The 18,989-nt window shown below is 73.7% G+C and carries 18 protein-coding genes and 1 pseudogene; 9 read left to right on the top strand and 10 right to left on the bottom strand.

The window, feature by feature from the left end:
• Positions 1-97 precede the first annotated feature (97 nt).
• Positions 98-912 (top strand): IS5 family transposase gene (locus tag D581_RS1000000140740; RefSeq protein WP_199787803.1). Its coding sequence is split into 2 segments (ribosomal slippage): positions 98-437 and positions 437-912, totalling 816 coding nucleotides; the frame shifts between segments, so codons are not numbered across the junction.
• Positions 913-1,136: 224 nt separating this feature from the next.
• Here D581_RS1000000140740 and D581_RS0116680 read toward each other — a convergent pair.
• On the bottom strand, positions 1,137-1,748 hold the full coding sequence (locus D581_RS0116680; RefSeq protein ID WP_018958361.1) for a GNAT family N-acetyltransferase: 612 nt from the start codon (positions 1,746-1,748) through the stop codon (positions 1,137-1,139).
• Between the two features lie 293 nt (positions 1,749-2,041).
• Here D581_RS0116680 and D581_RS0116670 point away from each other — a divergent pair, with 293 nt between their 5' ends.
• Positions 2,042-3,307, top strand: coding sequence for an MFS transporter (locus tag D581_RS0116670; protein ID WP_018958359.1), 1,266 nt, complete (start codon positions 2,042-2,044; stop codon positions 3,305-3,307).
• Between the two features lie 225 nt (positions 3,308-3,532).
• Here D581_RS0116670 and D581_RS0116665 read toward each other — a convergent pair whose 3' ends face one another.
• The 3 genes from D581_RS0116665 to D581_RS0116655 form a co-directional block, all read right to left on the bottom strand.
• On the bottom strand, positions 3,533-4,882 hold the full coding sequence (locus tag D581_RS0116665; RefSeq protein ID WP_018958358.1) for a carboxyl transferase domain-containing protein: 1,350 nt from the start codon (positions 4,880-4,882) through the stop codon (positions 3,533-3,535).
• Complete coding sequence (locus D581_RS0116660) at positions 4,872-6,437, bottom strand: acyl-CoA synthetase (protein WP_018958357.1); 1,566 nt, start codon at positions 6,435-6,437, stop codon at positions 4,872-4,874. The genes D581_RS0116665 and D581_RS0116660 overlap by 11 nt, the downstream gene beginning before the upstream one ends.
• Positions 6,438-6,627: 190 nt before the next feature.
• Positions 6,628-7,851: a nitrate/nitrite transporter gene (locus D581_RS0116655; protein ID WP_018958356.1), complete on the bottom strand. Its 1,224-nt coding sequence runs from the start codon at positions 7,849-7,851 to the stop codon at positions 6,628-6,630.
• 127 nt (positions 7,852-7,978) lie between these two features.
• Between D581_RS0116655 and D581_RS0116650 the strand changes: the two genes are divergently transcribed.
• Positions 7,979-8,410, top strand: a complete 432-nt coding sequence (locus tag D581_RS0116650; RefSeq protein ID WP_018958355.1) for an Lrp/AsnC family transcriptional regulator — start codon at positions 7,979-7,981, stop codon at positions 8,408-8,410.
• A 103-nt stretch (positions 8,411-8,513) separates the two neighbouring features.
• Here D581_RS0116650 and D581_RS0116645 read toward each other — a convergent pair whose 3' ends face one another.
• The 3 genes from D581_RS0116645 to D581_RS0116635 all read right to left on the bottom strand — a co-directional run bounded on the left by D581_RS0116645 (position 8,514) and on the right by D581_RS0116635 (position 12,022).
• Positions 8,514-10,172, bottom strand: a complete 1,659-nt coding sequence (locus tag D581_RS0116645; RefSeq protein WP_026290582.1) for a GAF domain-containing protein — start codon at positions 10,170-10,172, stop codon at positions 8,514-8,516.
• A gap of 49 nt (positions 10,173-10,221) precedes the next feature.
• Entirely contained in the window at positions 10,222-11,259 is a 1,038-nt protein-coding gene (locus tag D581_RS0116640) for a rod shape-determining protein (RefSeq protein WP_018958353.1), read from the bottom strand.
• Between the two features lie 193 nt (positions 11,260-11,452).
• Complete coding sequence (locus D581_RS0116635; protein WP_018958352.1) at positions 11,453-12,022, bottom strand: hypothetical protein; 570 nt, start codon at positions 12,020-12,022, stop codon at positions 11,453-11,455.
• A gap of 124 nt (positions 12,023-12,146) precedes the next feature.
• Between D581_RS0116635 and D581_RS0116630 the strand changes: the two genes are divergently transcribed.
• On the top strand, positions 12,147-13,010 hold the full coding sequence (locus D581_RS0116630; RefSeq protein ID WP_018958351.1) for an SCO2400 family protein: 864 nt from the start codon (positions 12,147-12,149) through the stop codon (positions 13,008-13,010).
• Between the two features lie 52 nt (positions 13,011-13,062).
• Here D581_RS0116630 and D581_RS0116625 read toward each other — a convergent pair whose 3' ends face one another.
• Positions 13,063-13,494 (bottom strand): MarR family winged helix-turn-helix transcriptional regulator, encoded by a 432-nt coding sequence (locus D581_RS0116625; RefSeq protein WP_018958350.1) that lies wholly within the window; start codon positions 13,492-13,494, stop codon positions 13,063-13,065.
• Positions 13,495-13,626: 132 nt separating this feature from the next.
• Here D581_RS0116625 and D581_RS0116620 point away from each other — a divergent pair, with 132 nt between their 5' ends.
• The 4 genes from D581_RS0116620 to D581_RS0116605 all read left to right on the top strand — a co-directional run bounded on the left by D581_RS0116620 (position 13,627) and on the right by D581_RS0116605 (position 16,821).
• On the top strand, positions 13,627-14,646 hold the full coding sequence (locus D581_RS0116620; RefSeq protein ID WP_018958349.1) for an MDR family NADP-dependent oxidoreductase: 1,020 nt from the start codon (positions 13,627-13,629) through the stop codon (positions 14,644-14,646).
• Between the two features lie 181 nt (positions 14,647-14,827).
• Positions 14,828-15,256 (top strand): organic hydroperoxide resistance protein, encoded by a 429-nt coding sequence (locus D581_RS0116615; protein ID WP_018958348.1) that lies wholly within the window; start codon positions 14,828-14,830, stop codon positions 15,254-15,256.
• Positions 15,257-15,400: 144 nt separating this feature from the next.
• Complete coding sequence (locus D581_RS0116610; protein WP_026290581.1) at positions 15,401-16,216, top strand: EI24 domain-containing protein; 816 nt, start codon at positions 15,401-15,403, stop codon at positions 16,214-16,216.
• The gene (locus D581_RS0116605; protein ID WP_018958346.1) at positions 16,213-16,821 is read left to right on the top strand and encodes a LysE family translocator; all 609 of its coding nucleotides are present in this window, start codon (positions 16,213-16,215) and stop codon (positions 16,819-16,821) included. The genes D581_RS0116610 and D581_RS0116605 overlap by 4 nt, the downstream gene beginning before the upstream one ends.
• Before the next feature lie 65 nt (positions 16,822-16,886).
• Here the strand turns inward: D581_RS0116605 and D581_RS0116600 are convergent.
• A pseudogene (locus tag D581_RS0116600) lies at positions 16,887-17,111 on the bottom strand (galactose-1-epimerase); the annotation flags it as partial.
• Between the two features lie 11 nt (positions 17,112-17,122).
• Positions 17,123-18,031 (bottom strand): SGNH/GDSL hydrolase family protein, encoded by a 909-nt coding sequence (locus tag D581_RS0116595; RefSeq protein WP_018958344.1) that lies wholly within the window; start codon positions 18,029-18,031, stop codon positions 17,123-17,125.
• Between the two features lie 400 nt (positions 18,032-18,431).
• On the opposite strand from D581_RS0116595, the gene D581_RS0116590 reads away from it, so the two are divergent.
• Positions 18,432-18,926 (top strand): DUF3145 domain-containing protein, encoded by a 495-nt coding sequence (locus tag D581_RS0116590; RefSeq protein WP_026290580.1) that lies wholly within the window; start codon positions 18,432-18,434, stop codon positions 18,924-18,926.
• Positions 18,927-18,989 lie beyond the last annotated feature (63 nt).

Genomic DNA, 18,989 nt, shown 5'->3' with positions numbered 1-18,989 from the left:
CCGCGCCGCCGACGCGAGGGCGAGGGTGTTGCGGCCGGTGTTGTCGTCGTCGCCCTTAGGCGGTGTCCTACATGGTGAGTTGGGGTAGCCGACTCGCATGAGGAGTGGGCGATGGGACTGGATCGTTCCGATCGGTTTGTGGGAGATCGCGGAACCCTTGCTGCCCGCAGCGCGGGTGCGGCCGCAGGGCGGTGGGGTGGCGAATATTGACGATGAGGCAGTCTTCGCCGCGATCATCTATGTGCTGGTCAGCGGCTGCGCGTGGCGGGCGCTGCCGCCGTGCTTCGGAGCGTCGAAGTCGACCGTGCACCGCCGGTTTGTCATCTGGTCCCGTGCCGGTGTGTGGGGCCGGCTGCACCAGAGAGTTCTGCAACTCCTCGACGAGCATGGCCTGGTCGACTTGTCCCGCGCGGTGCTGGACTCAGCGCACGTGCGGGCAAAAAAGGGGGCCAACTTGCAGGTCCGAGCCCCGTGGACCGGGGCAAGCCCGGTTCCAAGATGCACGTCCTGTCGGATGCGGACGGACTGCCCCTACGCGTCGGGCTCTCCGCAGCCAACACCCACGACAGCCTCGGGCTGAAGCCGATGCTGTCCCATTTCCACATGGGACACGAAACCCACGCGGCAGAATCGAAGCCTCGGCGACTGCACGCCGACAAGGCTTACGACATCCCCCACCTGCGGCGATGGCTATGGGGTAAACACATCGGTGTCCGCATCGCGCGCAAGGGCATCGAGTCCAGCGAACGATTAGGGCGCCGCAGGTGGGTGATCGAGCGGACGATGTCATGGCTGACCGGCTACCGCAGACTCAGCCCCCGCTACGAGCGCCACTCCGCCAACTACCTGGCCTTCCTCGGCCTCGCCGCAGCCATCTGCTGCTACAAACGACTCCGCAAACTCACCATGTAGGACACCGCCTTAGACGGGCCCCTCTGCCTCGGGCCAAGCTAGCAACTCGACCAGGTGTTCAAGCAGGGCGGAGCCCGATCCTGGAGCGATGGCTGTGACCATCTCGTGGAGACTTCGGGAGCGGCGATGTCCGATGTTCCGGGATCAAGTGATTGGTCCGCTTCCGTGCCCCGCGGGGCCCGCCGGTACGCCCCCGGCGGGCCCCGCGAGCGGCCCGAGGGACTTCAGGCGGCCGGGTGGCGGGCCGTCCGCCGTCCGCCGTGAGGTGCCGCGACGCCCGGCCACTCGGGCGCGAGCCGGACCCCGGGCCGGGGACACACGTGGAGGGCCGCCTCCTTGTGCGGCAGCCGTACCGTTCCCACCAGGGACATCCCGGCCCGCTCCATCACCCTGCGGCAGGCCAGGTTGCGTACGTCGGGCTCGGCGGCGACGCGTTCTGCCTCGGGGAAGCTCCGGAACAGCGTCCGCACCAGGTCCGAGACGAACGCCGTGCCCAGCCCGCGCCCGGTCAGTGACCCGTCGACGATCGCCAGGTGGAAACCGAGGTCGTGCCGGCTCCAGGGCTGGAACGAGGCGATGTTGGAGTGCAGCGGCCGGTAGACCTCTACATAGGCGAACGGCCTGCCCTCGTACGTGATCAGGAACGGCCCGGCCTCCTCGCTCCCGTGCAGGCGGCGCAGCTCGTCGCTCCAGCGCTCCGGGAGCCAGTCCTGGTGCCAGGTCTGCACCAGATAGTCCTGGCCCATCCAGCGGGACAGCAGGCGGCCCTCCTCGGCGGTGCCGCTGAGCGGACGGGCGGCCCAGGGCGGGGGTAGGTCCAGTCGATCGGCGATCACGACATTCCTCTCTCCTGAAGGTGTGCGTGCTCCCTCGGCCTCCGTGCCGACCAGCCTTGATCAAGTAGAAGGACCCCGTCAAGAAAGCGGCTGAATCAGGTGCTCAGAGGGGCGCAAAGCCGTCCGTGCGGCGCCGGCCCCGTGGATCTCCGGTCGCACCGCGAGGTGTTCCCCGCGGATCTCCGGCCGTACCGCGAGGTGTTCCCCGCGGATCTCCGGCCGCACCGCGAGGTGATGGCGGGGAGCCCCCGGGGCAGGCGGGGGCCCCGCGGCGGGCGCGGCTACCATCGCCTGTGACCGAAACGACCGAACCGCCCGGGCGCCGCGCCTCCATATTCGCCGACCTCACCCCGCTGCGGCTCTCGCCCGACTACCGACGGCTCTGGTTCGGGAACACCATCTCCTGGATCGGCCAGGGCATGACGTCGCTGGCGGTCTCGCTCCAGGTCTACGACATCACCGGGTCCGCCTTCTCCGTGGGGCTCATCGGGTTCTGCTCGCTCGTGCCGCTGGTCGTCTTCGGGCTGTACGGCGGGGCCGTCGCGGACACCGTCGACCGGCGCAAGCTCGGCCTGTTCAGCGCCGCCGGGTCGTTCTTCCTGTCCGTCGTCCTGGTGGCGGCGACGTTCGCGGGCGTCGAGCGGGTCGGGCTGCTGTACGCGGTCGTCGCCCTCCAGGCCGTCTGCCTCGCCCTCAACGCACCGGCCCGCGCCTCGATGATCGCCCGGCTGCTGCCGGTCGAGCAGCTGCCCGCCGCCAACGCACTGAACTCCATGACCACCACGACGGGCATGCTTGTCGGGCCCATGCTGGGGGGCCTGATCGTGGGCTGGTGGGGCTACCGCTCCGCGTACACCGTGGACGCCGTCTGTTTCACCGCCTCCCTGTACGCGATGTGGCGGCTGCCCTCGATGCTGCCCGAGCGGAACGAGGGCGACACGGGCAAGCGGGCTTCCGTCCTGGACGGGCTGCGTTTCCTCGGGACCCGGCCGAACCTGCGGATGACCTTCTTCACGGACCTGTGCGCGATGGTCCTCGCCCACCCCCGCGCCCTCTTCCCGGTCGTCGCGGTCCTCTGGTACGGGGGCGACGCGCGGACCACCGGACTGCTCGTCGCCGCCCCGGCCCTCGGCATGCTGCTCGGCGGCGTGTTCTCCGGCTGGCTCGGCCGGATCCGGCGGCACGGGCTCGCGATCCTGCTGGCCGTCGGCTCCTGGGGCCTCGCCATCGCCGTGTTCGGGCTCACCCGCAACCTCTGGCTGGGGCTGCTGTTCCTGGCGATCGCCGGATGCGCGGACACCATCTCGATGGTCTTCCGCAACACGATGCTCCAGTCCGCCGTGCCCGACGAGATGCGCGGCCGGCTCCAGGGCGTCTTCATCGTCGTCGTGGCGGGCGGCCCCCGCCTCGGGGACTTCCTGGCGGGCTCGGTGGCCGACCTCGCCACCCCGGCCGTCGCCGTCACCGGCGGCGGCGTCCTCTGCGTGACCGGAGTGGCTCTGCTCGCGCTGAAGTGGCGTGCCTTCGCCCGCTACGACGCCCACGACCCGCAGCCGTAGGCCCGGGCCCGGAGTCCGCCCGGAGTCCCGGCCCCCGCCCGGGCCCGGCCCCGAGCCCGGCCCGTAGGTCCGACCCCGACCCCGGCCCCGGAAGCCCGGCCCGACCCCGACCCCGGCCCCGGAAGCCCGGCCCGACCCCGACCCCGGCCCCGGAAGCCCGGCCCGACCCCGGCCGCGGCCCGGAGGCCCGACCCTGGCCCTCGCCCGGCCCCGGCCGCCGCCCGCTCAGCTCACGATCGAGCGGGCGAACCCGAGCTCCAGCAGGTCCTGCGGGCGCAGCCGCAGCTGGTCCGCGGTGGCACCGGTCTCCGACGGCGGCCGCTTGAGGATCGCGGCGGCCAGTTCCGGGGCGATGACGGAGAAGTAACTGTCCGCCGTGACGTGGGTGTTGTCCGGCGCCGCGAGGGCCAGCGCCCCGCCCGAGCCGCCCTCGCCGATCACCAGCGTCGTCACCGGCACCCGGGCCGCCGCGACGGCCGCGAAGACGTCCGCGATGGCCGCGCCCGCGCCCGCCCGCTCCGCCTCGGCGTCGTTGGCCGCGCCCGGGGTGTCGATGAGGGTGAGGACGGGGACGCCGAGCCGGTCCGCCAGCCGGATCGTCCGGGCCGCCGCGCGGTACCCGGCCGGGCGGGTCGGCGTCCCGCACTGGGCGACGTACGCGACGGGCAGCCCGTCCGCGCGCAGCCCGAAGCCGCACAGCAGCCCCGGGTCCGTACCGCCGCAGCGGTCGCCGTGGAGCGGGAGCCGGACGCCGAAGTAGTCGGCCAGATACGCCTCCGCGCGAGGACGCCGAGGGTCGCGGGCCGCCGCCACCGCCTCCCGCCCCGTCTCCGGCAGCCGGGCCGCCGACAGCGCGCGGGGCAACGGGGCGGCGGAGAGCGCGCCGTGCGGGCCGAGCACGCGCAGCCAGTGCGTCAGCGCCCGGACCAGCTCGCCGGGCGGGACGACCGCGTCCACCTGGCCCGCCGCGAGCTGCCCCTCGGCGCTGTACGCCTGGGGATCCGCGTCCGCCGGCCGCACCCGGGACCCGGCGAAGCCGACCTGCGCGCCCGGCAGCGCCAGCACCACATCGGCGCCCGCCCCCACCGTGGCCCAGCCGCCGCCGGTCGTCGGGTCGCGGACCACCGCGATCTGCGGGAGCCCGGCCGCGCGCAGCCGGGTGGAGGCGGCGGCCGCCCGCTGGAGCTGGGTCAGCGCGACCATGCCCTCCTGCATCCGGCTGCCGCCGGTGGCGACGAGCGCGAGCAGGGGCAGCCGCCGGGTCCGGGCCAGCTCGTACGCGGCCACCAGCCGGTCACCCGTCGACCGGCCCAACGAGCCGCCCAGGAAACCGAATTCGAAGGCGAGCAGCACGCACGCGCGGTCGCCGACGACCCCGGTGCCGTACACCACGGACTCCTCCTCGCCGGTCCGTGTCGCGGCCCGCTCCCGCGCCGCGTCGTACCCCGCCCAGCCGAGCGGACCGTCCGGCGGCAAGGGGTGCGACGGCGGGCGGTGCTCGGTGAAGCCCGCCGGGCCGGTGAGCAGCGCGATCGTCTCCCGGGCCGACGCCCGGGCGGGGGAGTCAGCCGGCACGGAGCGACCTCTTCATGATCTTGCCCAGGTCGTTGCGGGGCAGGGCGTCCAGGTAGTGCACGGTGCGCGGGCGCTTGTGCGGGGCCAGCTGGGCCGCCACATGGTCCGCCAGCTCCTCGGCGGCGGGCGGGGAGCCGGGGTCGGCCGCGACCACCCAGGCCACGACCCGTTCGCCCAGGTCCGGGTCCTCCTCGCCGGTCACGGCGGCTTCCCGGACGCCGGGGTGCGTGAGCAGCACGTTCTCGATCTCGCCCGCGCCGATCTTGTAGCCGCCGCTCTTGATCAGGTCGGTGGCCTTGCGCCCGACGATCGTGACGTACCCGTCCTCGTCGACCGTGCCGACGTCCCCCGTACGGAACCAGCCGTCCGCCGTGTGCGCGGCCGCGGTGGCGTCGGGCCGGTTGAGGTAGCCGGTGAACAGGTTCGGGCCCCGGACCTGGATCTCGCCGATCGCCCCCGGCTCGCCGAGCACCGTGCCGTCCTCCTCGGCCAGGCGCAGCTCCACCCCGGCGAGCGGCGGGCCCACGGTGCCGGGGCGCGGGGCGCCGTCCGCCCGGATCCCCGTGTTCATCAGGGTCTCCGTCATCCCGTACCGCTCGATCACCCGCCGCCCGGTCGCCGCCGCGATGCGTTCGTGGTCGTGCACGGGCAGTGCCGCCGAGCCGGAGACCAGCAGCCGGGCCCCGGCCAGCGCCCCGGCCAGCGCGTCCCGTCCGCGGCCGTCCGCCGGGGAGCCGTGTCCGGCCACGGGGGAGCCGTGTCCGCTCCCGCCCTCCGGGGAGCCGTGTCCGGTCGCGCCAGCCGGGCCGTCCAGCACCTCCGCCAGCCGGTGGTACATCGTCGGCACCCCGAACAGCATGGTGCCGCCGGAGGCCAGCTCACGGGCCACGCCCTCGGGTGAGAACCTCCCCAGGTGGCGGACGGAGCCGCCGCGCCGCAGCGGGCCGAGGACGCCCAGGATCAGCCCGTGCACATGGAACAGCGGCAGCGCGTGGACCAGGACGTCGTCGCCGGTCCACCCCCAGGCGTCCTCCAGCGCGTCCAGGGACGCGGCGACGGCCCGCCGGGGCAGGACGGCGCCCTTGGGCGGGCCGGTGGTGCCGGAGGTGTAGACGATCAGGGCGGGGGACTCGGGGTCCTCCTCGGCCGGAGCGGCCCCGCCCGCCGGGTCCTCCGCGAGAGCGCCCGCCGCCCGCGCGTCCACGCTCACACGCCGCAGCTTCTCCAGCGCGGGCGGCAGCACGTCGTCCGGTCCCGCGAGTACGGCCGTGGGCGCGCTGTCGGCCAGGATGTGCGCCAACTCGCGTTCCCCGGTACGAGGGTTGAGCGGCACGGCCGGGACCCCGGCCCGCAGTGCCGCCACCACCGCGATCACCGTCTCCGGCGTCGGGGTGGCCCAGACGGCTACCCGGCCCGCGCCCGCGATGCGGGCGGCGAGCGCGCCGGCGGCTCCGGCCAGCCGGCCGTAGCTCAGGGACAGGTCACCGAAGCGGACGGCCTCCCGGGAGGCCGCCGGGCCGGTGGGGGACTGGAGCGCGGGAAGAAGGAGGGTCACGCCGGGAAGCCTAGGGCTTCCGGTCTGGCCCCGCCCGGACCCGGATGCCGATGAGGGCAGCGTCACCCCCCGGTCGGTTTCCGGACACCTGCTCGGCGTGTCCGACTCGGGGATCGTCGCCGGAACGTCGGGCCATCCCACGGCCGCCGCGTATCGGCGGGGACGCGACCGTTCTTCCGTGCCAGAGGCCTCACTCCTCGCGCTGGACGGTCCGCATCCGCCCGTACGCGTACACACACCCCGCCAGCGCCAGATCGGACAGCAGCATGAAGCCGATCGCGTAACTGTCCTTGGCGCTGTAGATCGCGCCCATCACCAGCGGCGGCACGAAACCGCCCAGCCCGCCCATCGCCCCGACGATGCCCGTCACACTGCCCACCTTCGGCTGCGGCGTCACCTGCGAGACCAGGGCGAACACACTGCCGCTCGCCGTGCCGAGCCCGGCCGCCATGGCCAGCAGCGCGATCGTGCCGACCGGGTTCAGCGGCGGCTCGAAGGCCTGCACGATCGCCATCAGCGCCGCCAGCAGCAGGGCCACCGAGGTCACCAGCGCCGGGTGCGCCCGGTCCGAGAGCCAGCCGCCGATCGGCCGGAAGACCACCGTGACCAGGGCGAACCCGGCCGCCTTGGTGCCCGCCTCGGTCGGCGACATCTCGTACCAGGTCTTCAGATACGTCGGCAGATACACCCCGAACGCCACGATGCCGCCGAATCCGATCGCGTACAGCGCCGACAGCTCCCAGGTCACCCGCAGCTTCCCGGCCTCGCCGAGCCGGTGCGCCAGCGTGTCCGTGGGGACCTTCCGGCCGGGGTGGTCGCTGACCAGGACGGCCGCCACCAGCGCGTACACCACCAGCGCCCCCGCGACCACGAGGAACGGCAGGTTGTCGCCGTGCTTCGCGATGCGCGGGGTGGAGTAGCCCGACAGCGCCACCCCGCCCATGCCCATCCCGAACACCCCCAGGGCGAAGCCCCGTCTGGCGGGCGGGAACCACGAGTTGACCAGCGGAACGCCGATCGCGAACGTCGTCCCGCCGAGCCCCAGCAGGAAGCCGACCGCGAGCATCGCCCCGTAGGAGTTCTTCGCCGGGATCAGCAGCAGCACCGGCACGATCGTCAGCGCCGACACGAGCGGGAACATCAGCTTCGCGCCGTACTTGTCCGTCAGCGCCCCCACCGGGATCCGGCCCAGCGACCCCACGAGCACCGGCACGGCCACCAGGAAGGACTGCTGGAACGAGCTGAGCCCCAGCCGGTCCTTGTACTCCCCGGACATCGGCGCGATCAGGTTCCACGCCCAGAAGGTCAGCGCGAAGCCGACCGTCGCCAGGACGAGGTTGCGGTACGCGGCCGCCGGTGGTGCGGCTGCCGCCGGGGCGGGCGGCTCGGGAGACTGCTTGACGGAGGTGTCCACACCAGCCAGTCAAGGGCGCGGGACATCGCACGGCCCGCCGGGCTGCGCCGACCGGGGGACAGCGGGCGCCCGGCGCTCCCGGTGGCCTCCCTCAGCCGATACCGCCGCGAACTGGGACAATCGCGGTATGGATCGGCTGGACAGGGAAATCCTCGGCATTCTCCAGGAGGACGCCCGGATCTCGTACCGGGATCTGGGCGTACGCGTGGGGCTCAGCGCCAACGCGGCGGGCGACCGCGTCCGCCGGATGCGCCGCGACGGGGTCATCCGGGGCTTCACCGTGATCGTCGACCCGGCCGCCGACACCCGTTCGGGCCTGGTCGTCTTCATCGATGTGACGTTGCGCCTCGACACGACGAACGAGGAGTTCGAACGCTCGGTGCTGATGCTGCCCGGTATCACGGAGGTGGTTCACGTGACGGGCGGCCACGACTACCTCGTACGGGCCACCGTCGCCGACCCCGGGGCGCTGGACACGCTGCTGCGCCGGCTGAAACGGGAGGCGGGCATCGCCCACTCCAACACCCGCATCGCCCTGCGGGCGGCCCCGAAGCACTGAGGCACCGCCCCGCAGCCCTGCCGGAGCCGCCGCCCCGCCGCCCCGCCGCCCTGCCGGGGCCGCCGGGGCCGCCGGGGCCGCCGGGGCCGCCGGAACCACCGGGTCAGGCCGGGGCCTGCCAGGTCACCGTCGTGGGGCGGCCGTCCTCGCCGCGCCCGTCGTCCGCGACCACCAGCCGCACCCCGGTCCGTCCGTCCGGCAGCCGGACCGTGGCGTCCACCTCCACCTCGATGGCCGACACCCCGGGCCTGCGGTGCGCGGCGGCCAGCGCCCCGCGCAGGGCGGCCAGCAGCTCCCGCCCCGTCTCGTCGCCCACCAGCGCGTCCACCGCCCCGGCGAACCGCACCGACGGCGGGAAACCCAGCAGGGCCGCCGCGCCCCCGGTCTCCCGCAGCACCCGGCCCCGGAAGGTGCTCGGAGCCCCGGCCGGCGGCTGCTGGAGCGCGAAGATCGCGGTGCGGACCTCCTGGATGGTGGAGTCCAGCTCGTCCACGGCCCGCCCCAGCAGCTCCCCGGTCTCCGCCTCTCCGCCGCCGCCGGTCTCCGCCTCCCCGTCACCGCGGGTCTCCTCCGACGCGGCCCGGCGGCGGGTCGACTCCAGCATCATCTCGGTGGCGAAGAGCCGCTGGACCACCAGATCGTGCAGGTCACGGGCGATCCGGTCGCGGTCCTCGTACACCGCGAGCTGCTCCCGGTCGGCCTGCGCGTCCGCCAGCACCAGAGCCAGCGCCGCCTGCGAGGCGAACTGGGTCGCCAGCAGCTTGTCCATCTCCGTGTAGGGCCGTTCGCCGCGCCGCCGGGGCAGGGCGAGGGTGCCGATGAGCCGCCCGCCGCTCTGCAACGGCAGCATCATGCTCGGCCCGAAACGGGAGCGGACGCCGGTGGTCATCCGGGGATCTGTGGCCGAGTCCTCGATGAAGACCGGTTCGCCGCCGAGCAGCTGCACCAGCACCGCGGAGCCGGGTTCGATCACCGTGCCGACGATGCCCGCCGGGTCGGCCGGCGTGGACGCGGTGACGATCTCCATCCCGCCCTGCTCCGTCGGCTGGAGGATCACCCCGGCCGACGCGCCCGCCAGCACCCGGGCCTGCTCGGCCACCGTCATCAGCGCGTCGGCCGCGTCGGTGCCGGTCAGCAGGGCCGTGGTGACGGCCGCCGCTCCCGCGATCCAGCGCTCGCGCTGCCGGGCCGTCCCGTACAGCCGGGCGTTGCCGATCGCGATGCCCGCCTGGGCGGCGAGGACCCGCAGCAGGGCCCGGTCCGTGTCGCTGAACGGCCCCGACGGCTTCTCGGCGAGACAGAGATGCCCGAAGACCTCGGTCCGGACCAGGATCGGCGCCCGCAGGAAGCCGCGCGCCGGCGGACCGACGGGGGAACCGCCGGGGGGACGGCCGGGGGAACCGCCGGAGGGAAGGCCGGAGGAACCGCCGGGGGGAAGGCCGGAGGAACCGCCGGGGGGACGGCCCTGCCGGTCCTCCTCGACCAGTGTGGCCGGACCCGCCGACGAGTCGTCCGGGAAGAGGTCGAGATGCTGCCGCCCCGCCTCCGTCATCCCGGCGGTGTACAGCTTCTCGACCCGGTCGCGGTCCGGGTCCAGCACGCCGAGCGCACCGTGGCGGGCCCCGGTGAGGGCGGTGGAGGTGTCCACGATCTGCTGGAGGGTGGAGCCCAGCTCCAGGTCGCTGCCGACGTTGAGGACCGCCTCCAGGAGCATCGGCAGCCGCCCGGCGGCGGCCGGGCCGGGCTCCACGGGCCCTGTCATCCGCGCCGCCCGCGTCGGCTGTTCCACCGCCCGGTCCGTGCCGACGCGCTCACCCCGCCAGCGGGTTGAGGACCATCGGCTGGATCTTGCCGTCGAGCATCGCGCCCAGACCGAGCACCGAGCAGACGTCGGGACGCTCCGCGATGTGCACCGGCATCCCGGTCGCGTCGCGCAGCATCTGGTCGAGGCCCGGGAGCAGCGCGCTGCCGCCCACCATCATGATGCCCCGGTCCGCGAGGTCGGCCACCAGGTCCGGCGGGCAGTCGCGGAGCACCTTGCCCACCCCGTCGAGCACGGCGGTGAGCGGCGTGTGGATGGCCTGCCGCACGGCGGCGGTGTCGACCTGCACCGAGCGGGCCAGCCCGGTCGCCACGTCGCGGCCGTGGATCTCGGTGAGGGCGGGGCCGGTCAGCTGGAGGCCGTTGCCGTGCAGCGCCAGCTGGAGCGGGCGCACGGACTGGCTGGGGAGCACCAGCTCGTGGCGCTGGCGCAGATGCTGGATGACCGCCTCGTCGATCGCGTTGCCGCCCACCGGGATCCGGACGGCGGTCACGATCGAGCCGAGCGAGAGCACCGCGATCTGGGTCGTGGCGGCCCCGCACACCATGATCATGGTGGCGGTCGGCTGCTCGACCGGCAGCCCGCAGCCCACGGCCGCCGCGATCAGGGTGTCCACCAGCTCGACCCGGCGGGCGCCGAGCCCGACCAGGGTCTCCACCGTGGCACGCTGGGCCAGCGGGTCGGCCTCGTGCGGGGTGCAGGCGGCGGCGCGCAGCCGGGGCTTGCGGCGCAGTTGACGGCGGAGCTTGTCGCCCAGCAGGTGGCGCAGCATCCGCTGGGCCATCTCGATGTCGACGACGGTGCCGCCGGAGACCGGGCGGGCCACCCGGATGTAGTCGGGGGTGCGGCCGGTCATCTGCTCGGCGAGCGCACCGACGGCGATGAGGGAGCCGGTACGGGTGTTGACGGCTGCGACGCTCGGTTCGTCGACGACGAGGCCGAGCCCCTTGACGTACACCCGGGTCCTCGCGGCCCCGAGATCGACGGCGACGTGGCAACGCTGCAACTGCTCAAGGCTGACGGTCACGGCGATTCTCCCGAGCGCGCGGATGGAGGGGGGCACCGGCGGCAGCCGGTATCTCTCTTTGCAACTTTGCCGCTCCCCGGCCCGTCGCGCGCGCTGAGGTGCGCCGTAAGGGGGGCCGGAGCTGACGGCTCCTCAGGCCGGCGGGCCGGAAGCAGCCTCCGGGGCAGTGGAAGCCGGGAGAAGCCGCTGGGTGTCAGCGGCGCGGAAGCAGCCGCTGGAACAGGCCCCAGGTGAACTCCGCGACCCGCTCCCCGCCGGTGGCCGGGTCGGTGACGGCCAGCGACCACCGGGTCGGGGCGCTGCCCTCCATCGGCCGGGCCGGGGAAAAGGCGCGGGCCGCCTCGTCCACGGTGCACGACCACGGGAGCAGCGCGTCCGGAGAGGTCAGCTCCGGTCCGGCCGCGCCCGGGGCCCGCACCAGCCACTCGTTCCACACGGCCCCGCCGGGCCCGGCCATCACCTCGAACCGCAGGTCGGGCCAGAGCGGCACCGGCCACAGCAGCGCCTCGCACTCCAGCTCCCCGATCCGGCGCGGCCAGATCGCCTCCGGTTCGCCGAGCACCGAGCGGTAGCGCCGCAGCGACCCCCGCCCCCGGGGCGCCCGGACCATGGCCTGCCAGCAGCGGTTGGCCTCCCGCATATCGGCGAGGGAGGCGCTCAGTTCATGCCGGGCCTCCTCGACCAGACCGGGCTGGTGGTCGGCCATCCGGCGCAGCAGGACGAGCTGGAACTGGAGGGGGCCGAAGGGGGCGGGAGCGGTCATGCCGCCCATCCTCCCGCGTGTCAGGCGTATCGGACCGGCCGTCACCGGAAGCAGCGCTTCGTCACAGGATCCTCACCTGTGCGGCTTCCCTGGTTCTTCCGCGCACGCCTAACCTGCGGGCGCCATGGATTACTGCCACCCGTGCCGACGGCATCTCAACGGAGCCCTGGCCTGCGCCGGGTGCGGTACGCCCGCCGAGGCCCTGGGCCCCTACGCCGTGCCCACCCCGGACGTGCGTGACGCGCCGCGCGGAGTCGCCGCGCCGCCGGACGGGACGGCCGCGCCCGGCGCCCCGGGAAGCCCGCGGCGCGACGCCCGACGCGGCACCCGAGGCGATGACCGGCTGGACGCCCGACGTGGCACCCGACGCGACGCCCGGCTGGACGCCCGACGCGGTGCCGGAGGCCGGCCCGACGCCGGAGGCCCGTCCGACGCCCGCCCCGCGTCGCGGCGGCGGGCCCGCGGCGGTCATCGCCGACGCGGCCGGACCGTCCTGCTCGGCGCGCTCGGGCTGCTCCTCGCGGCGGGCGCCCTGAGCCTGGCGGAACTGGCCGGGGAGCCCGGGCGGGACGACACCGCCGCCGACTACGTACGTGAGTCGCCATCCGGCCCGCCCGGGGCCGCGCCCGAGGATCCGTCCGCCGACGAGCCCCGCGATCCCGCCCCGGCCGGGTCCCGCGCCGGGGCGACCCCGAGCCCCGCCACCGACGCCTCACCGGCCGGCACGCGCCGTGGGAACCCCTCACGCGCGCCGAGCCCTGAAGCCTCGCCCACCGCCGGGACCACCGCCTCCCCGGACCCCCACGACGCGGACCCCGACGACACGGACCCGTCCCGGACCCCCGACCGCCCGCCCGCCGATCCGCCGGAACCGGACGATCCGCCGGAGTCGACGACCGCGCCCGCACCCCCGCCGCCCCCGGCGGAACCGACACCCGCCCCGACGCCGTCCCCGACCTGCACCCCCTTCCTGTGGTGGTGCAGGTAGGCGCGATGCGACGCGACGCGACGCCTAAAGAGCGACCGCTAATGAGCGACCGCTAAAGAGCGTCCTCGCCCAGCATCCGGCGCAGCAGGTCCCGCAGGACCGTGCGCTCGGCGTCGGAGAGGCCGGCCAGCGGCTCCCGGGCGAAGTCCAGCGCGTCCCGCAGCTCACGGGCCGTGCGCCTGCCCTTCTCCGTCGCGGCGGCCAGCTTGATCCGCCGGTCGGCCGGATCGGGCCTGCGCTCGACCAGCTCCCGGGCCTCCAGCCGGTCGACGATCCCGGTGACGTTGGACGGCTCGCACTTCAGCCTGAGGGCGATCTTCCGCATCGGCAGGGGCTCCAGCGAGAGCAGCCCGAGCACCCGCGCCTGCGCCCCGGTGAGGGAGTGCTCGGCGGCGGCCCGGTCGTACTCCTCGTGGTAGCGGGCCACGACGGCGCCGATGAGCTCGACGACCTCAAGGGTCAGGGGGTCTGTGCGAGTGGCCATGAGGCACAGCGTACCGATTTACTTGACATCATGAAATATTCAGGAGCATGGTTGTTTCATGTCATGAAGCTTTTCGCGCCGCCGGGCGCGGAAGCACACCCCCTCGTATGACATTGAGGAGAACCCGAGCCCATGTCTGCAGCACTTCCCACGTCCAGCCGTGAATGGCACCTGGTCGCCCGCCCGCACGGCTGGCCCAAGGCCGAGGACTTCGCGCTGCGTGAGGCCGAGGTCGCCGCTCCGGCCGAGGGCCGCGTCCTCGTCCGCAACAAGTACTTCTCGGTCGACCCGTACATGCGCGGCCGGATGAACGACGTGAAGTCCTACACCCCGCCCTTCCAGCTCGACCACCCCATGGACGGCGGCGCGGTCGGCGAGGTCATCGCCTCGAACGCCGAGGGCTTCGCCGTCGGCGACCACGTCCTGCACGGCCTCGGCTGGCGCGAGATCGCCGACGTGCCAGCGAAGCACGCGGTCAAGGTCGACCCCGACCTCGCCCCGCTCTCCGCCTACCTCGGCGTGCTCGGCATGACCGGACTCACCGCCTACGCGGGCCTGTTCGACGTAGCCTCCTTCAAGGAGGGCGACACGGTCTTCGTCTCCGGCGCGGCCGGCGCCGTCGGCAGCCAGGTCGGCCAGATGGCGAAGCTCAAGGGCGCCTCCCGGGTCATCGGCTCCGCCGGCTCCGACGAGAAGGTCAAGCTCCTCACCGAGGAGTACGGCTTCGACGCCGCGTTCAACTACAAGAACGGGCCCGTCCGCGACCAGCTCGGGGAAGCCGCCCCCGACGGCATCGACGTCTACTTCGACAACGTCGGCGGCGAGCACCTGGAAGCCGCGATCTCCTCGTTCAACGTGCACGGCCGCGCCACCATCTGCGGCATGATCGCCCAGTACAACGCGACCGAGCCGACCCCCGGCCCGAACAACATGGCGCTGATCATCGGCAAGCGGCTGCGCCTGACCGGCATGCTCGTCAGCGACCACTCCGACCTCCAGCCGCAGTTCGTCCAGGAGGTCGCCGGCTGGCTGGCCTCGGGCGAGCTGAAGTACCGGGAGACGACGGTCGAGGGCATCGAGAAGGGCTACGACGCGTTCGTCGGGCTGCTGCGCGGGGAGAACACCGGGAAGATGATCGTCTCCCTGGTCTGACCCGCCCCCCGGTCCGCCCCCCGGTCCGACCTGCCCCCCGGTCCGACCCGCCCCCGGCCCGACCCGCTCCCCGGTCCGAACCCGCTCCCTGCCGGTCGCGGTCACGCGTTAGGCTCGTCCGCAGGCCGTCGCGATCCGTGGGCGCGAGTCGCGGCGCACCAACAGGAGGAATCCTCACACCATGACCATTCAGAAGATCGACGTCGCCTACACCGCCGTCGCCACCGCCGAGAACGGCCGCGACGGACGGGTCTCCTCCGACGACGGTCAGCTCGACGTCGTCGTCAACCCGCCGAAGGCCATGGGCGGCAGCGGCGCGGGCACCAACCCCGAGCAGCTCTTCGCGGCCGGCTACAGCGCCTGCTTCCAGGGCGCGCTGGGCGTCGTCGCCCGCCAGGAGAAGGCCGACATCTCCGGCTCGACCGTGACCGCCTCGGTCTCGATCGGCAAGACCGAGGCCGGCGGCTTCGGCCTGGAGGTCGCGATCACCGCCTCCATCCCGAACGTCGACGCCGCCACCGCGCAGGCGCTCATCGAGAAGGCCCACCAGGTCTGCCCGTACTCGAACGCCACCCGGGGCAACATCAACGTCGCGCTCTCGGTCGCCTGACCCAGGAGTCGCTGCCCCAGGAGTCGCCGACCACAGCGCCGCCGACCACAGCGCCGCCGCCGTCGAAGGCACCACCGCGTGAGGACCGCACCCCGCCCCGGGGTGCGGTCCTCACCGCCTTCCCCCGCCAGTACGCTGACGCCCATGAGTGATCTCGGGGCGGGTTTCGGCTACTTGATGAAGGGGCAACGCTGGGTTGCCCAACACGGACGATGGTTCGGCTTCGGGCTGCTGCCCGGACTCGTCACCCTCGTCATCTACGCCGGAGCACTGATCGGACTCGGCTACGGAGCCGACGACCTCGTCGGCTGGGCGACGCCGTTCGCCGACGACTGGTCCTCGCCCTGGCAGGGCATCCTGCGCACCGGGCTGACCGCTCTCGTCTTCGTCCTCGGCCTGTTCCTCGCGGTCATCACCTTCACCGCCGTCACCCTCCTGGTCGGCCAGCCCTTCTACGAGTCGCTCTCCGAGGAGGTCGACCGCAGCGAGGGCGGCGACGTCCCCGAGTCCGGACTGCCGCTCTGGCGGGAACTGTGGATCTCCGCCCGCGACTCCGTGCGCATCCTGCTGCGCGTCGCCCTGTACGGGATCGCCCTCTTCGCCTGCGGTTTCATCCCCGTCATCGGGCAGACCGTCGTCCCCGCGATCGGCTTCTGCGTCTCCGGCTACTTCCTGGCCGAGGAGCTGACCGCCGTCGCCCTCCAGCGTCGGGGCATGGTCCTCAAGGACCGCCTCGTCCTGCTGCGCGGACGCCGGATGCTGGTGCTCGGCTTCGGCGTCCCGCTGACCCTGGCCTTCCTCATCCCCGTGGTCGCGGTGTTCCTGATGCCGGGAGCCGTCGCCGGGGCCACCCTCCTCGCCCGCGACCTGGTCGACCCGGACGCGGCGTCGGACCCGGGCCCCGGGCCCGGCACCGCCGACAGCGGTGACGCACCGGCCCCCCGGGCCTGGTCCGCGTGACCGAACTGCTGGCCGTCGCCGCCATCACCGTCCGCGCGGTCATCTCGCCGGGCGCCGACTTCGCGATGGTCGTGCGCAACAGCTATCTGTACGGGCGCACCACCGGCGTCCTCGCGGCCACCGGCGTCGCGGCGGGCGTCCTGGTCCACGTCACGTACACCATGCTCGGCGTCGGGCTGCTCATCGCCTCCTCGACCGTCCTGTTCACGGCGGTCAAGCTGGCGGGCGCCGCCTACCTCATCTACATCGGGGTGCGCACCTTCCTGGCCCGCGCCAACCTCGACGTCGACCTGAGCGACCGGCCGGGCCTATCCCCGTTCGGGGCGCTGCGCAGCGGCTTCCTGACCAACGCCCTCAACCCGAAGACGACCCTGTTCGTCGTCGCGACCTTCACTCAGGTCGTCGGGCCCGACACCGCCCTGTGGCAGCAGGCGGGTTACGGCCTGTTCATGTCGGCCGCCCACCTCGGCTGGTTCGCCCTCGTCGCGCTGTTCTTCTCGCACTCCCGGCTGCGCGGTGCGATGCTGCGCCGCCAGAAGGCCCTCAACCGCTCGATCGGCTCGGTCCTGGTCGGCCTCGGCGTCACCCTGGGCCTGGCCCGCTGAGCGGAGCGCCGAAGAAGGCCGGGCGGAGCGCCGAAGGAGGAGGGGGCGAGGCCTCAGCGCACCGAGGGGGCCGGGAACGTCTCGTAGCCCGCGACGTCCGGCAGCCCGAGCGCCACCGGGGCCCGGGAGCCGTCCCGGCCCGGCACCTCCACCGACTGCACGATCGCGCCGTAGGTCAGGACCCGCACCCGGACCCCGTCCCGCTCCAGCGTCCACCGGCGGACCGGCGACCCGTCCGCGAGAGCGCCGAGATCTTCCGTGTACGTCGCCGTATCCGCGCTGGTCGTCATGGTCCTCGACCCTACGCGGGCGGCTCGGGGGCCGTGATGTTGCGGTAGGCGATCTCCGCCAGCCGGGCCTGGCCGTCGCGGCTCGGATGGAACCAGTCCCACTGGCTGAGCTGCGTCCCGGTGAAACGGAAGTCGAACACCGCCCCGCCGTCGTACCGGCAGTACCGGTCCTTCGCGCACACGTCCCGCAGCACCCCGTTGTACGCGACGACCCGCTCCCGCACCGCGTCCCTCCGGGCCACGGCCGCCGGGCCCAGATCGTCCGCGTCGGCCAGCATCGACTGACAGATGCCGAGCTGCCAGATCTTCTTGCCCAGCTCGTTCACCCGCCCCGTCGACCAGAGCCGCTTGAGGTCCGGCACGCTGGAGACGTACACCTGCGCCTTCGGGGCCCCGGCCCGCAGCTGCCGCATCGACGCCTCGAACGACGCCCGGAAGTCCGCGACCGGCGTCATCAGCCGCACCGAGTCCCGGCACGCGTCGTTCGCGCCCGTCATCACCGTGACCAGCTCCGGCCGCTCCTTCGCCGCCAGCGCCATCTGCTCGGGCAACTGCACCATCCGCGACCCCGACACCGCGTGGTTCCAGCTGCGGTCCGCCGCCTTGGACGGGCCGAGCAGCCGGACCGCGAGACTGCGCACCGCGTCGTCCGAACCGGTCGCCCACGACACCTCGGGACAGTCGGCCAGCACCGAACACGCGTCGAAGCCCCGGGTGATCGAGTCCCCGACCGCCGCGACCGAGCCGGGCCGGGGGTTCCAGTCCGGGGCGGGGGAGGGCGAGGGCGACGGCGATGCACCGCGCGTGGCCGCCGGCGCGTTCCGCGACACGCCGCCCTCCGCCCCGTCGGAGCCGCACCCGGCCAACGCGACGACGCCGACGCAGGAGAGCGCCGTCAGCGCGGCGGCGGTAGTACGCATTCGTGGGCGTGTCGCACGCTCCGGCATCACGCGGATCCCCTCCGGTCAAGCAGTGGCCTATGCCTCTGGACATGCCCCCGGCAAGCACACGATCCCCAGGTCGGGGCTCTGCGCGCCCTGCCGGGTGAAAGCCGGCGAATCAGGGGCCCGAGACCGACGGTACGTCACACGGACGGCCCCGGCGCACGGTAGCTTTTCCCCGTCGAACCAGTGGCGTCCCGCCCGCCCGCGCACACACGGGCGGCTCCGGTACATTACGTCACGTCACATACTGTCCCTTTTCAGGAGATTAACTCCCGATGCTGTTTACTGATGACAACCTCGGGAACCGGCCGGAAAGAGACGGTACGGGCGCGAGGCCGCTGGGGAAGGCGTACCTCGTCCCACACGGGAGGTTCCGGTGACGACACGTGGAGTCCTGTACGTTCACTCCGCACCGCGCGCGCTCTGCCCACATGTCGAGTGGGCAGTGGCGGGCGTCCTCGGTGTGCGGGTCCAGCTGGACTGGATCAGACAGCCGGCCTCGCCCGGCACCTGGCGGTCCGAGTTCTCCTGGAAGGGCCGCGCCGGCACCGCCTCGCAGCTCGCCTCCGCCCTGCGCGGCTGGGACCTGCTGCGCTTCGAGGTGACCGCCGAGCCGTGCCCCACCGCCGAGGGCGAGCGCTACAGCTCCACCCCCGGCCTCGGCATCTTCCACGCCGTCACCGGCATGCACGGCGACATCCTGATCCCCGAGGACCGGCTGCGGGCCGCGCTGGCCCGGTCGGTGCGCGGCGAGAGCGACCTGGAGACCGAGATCGCCGCCCTGCTCGGCAAGCCCTGGGACGACGAGCTGGAGTCCTTCCGCCACGCGGGCGAGGGCGCCCCGGTCCGCTGGCTCCACCAGGTGGTGTGACCCGGGGCTCCGCCCCGGACCCCGCTCCTCAACCGCCGGAGGGGCTGCATGCGGAAGCCCGCC

The sequence above is a fragment of the Streptomyces sp. CNB091 genome (genome assembly GCF_000377965.1).
Note: the sequence above shows the minus strand (reverse complement) of the source record. Positions and strands in the feature narration are given on the sequence as shown.

Bases quoted from the DNA above. Each gene is read 5' to 3' on its own strand.
- D581_RS0116650 (WP_018958355.1), top strand. From the start codon at position 7,979: ATGGATCGGCTGGACAGGGAAATCCTCGGCATTCTCCAGGAGGACGCC.
- D581_RS0116635 (WP_018958352.1), bottom strand. From the start codon at position 12,022: ATGACCGCTCCCGCCCCCTTCGGCCCCCTCCAGTTCCAGCTCGTCCTG.
- D581_RS0116625 (WP_018958350.1), bottom strand. From the start codon at position 13,494: ATGGCCACTCGCACAGACCCCCTGACCCTTGAGGTCGTCGAGCTCATC.
- D581_RS0116630 (WP_018958351.1), top strand. From the start codon at position 12,147: ATGGATTACTGCCACCCGTGCCGACGGCATCTCAACGGAGCCCTGGCC.
- D581_RS0116645 (WP_026290582.1), bottom strand. From the start codon at position 10,172: ATGACAGGGCCCGTGGAGCCCGGCCCGGCCGCCGCCGGGCGGCTGCCG.
- D581_RS0116595 (WP_018958344.1), bottom strand. From the start codon at position 18,031: ATGCGTACTACCGCCGCCGCGCTGACGGCGCTCTCCTGCGTCGGCGTC.
- D581_RS0116610 (WP_026290581.1), top strand. From the start codon at position 15,401: ATGAGTGATCTCGGGGCGGGTTTCGGCTACTTGATGAAGGGGCAACGC.
- D581_RS0116620 (WP_018958349.1), top strand. From the start codon at position 13,627: ATGTCTGCAGCACTTCCCACGTCCAGCCGTGAATGGCACCTGGTCGCC.
- D581_RS0116615 (WP_018958348.1), top strand. From the start codon at position 14,828: ATGACCATTCAGAAGATCGACGTCGCCTACACCGCCGTCGCCACCGCC.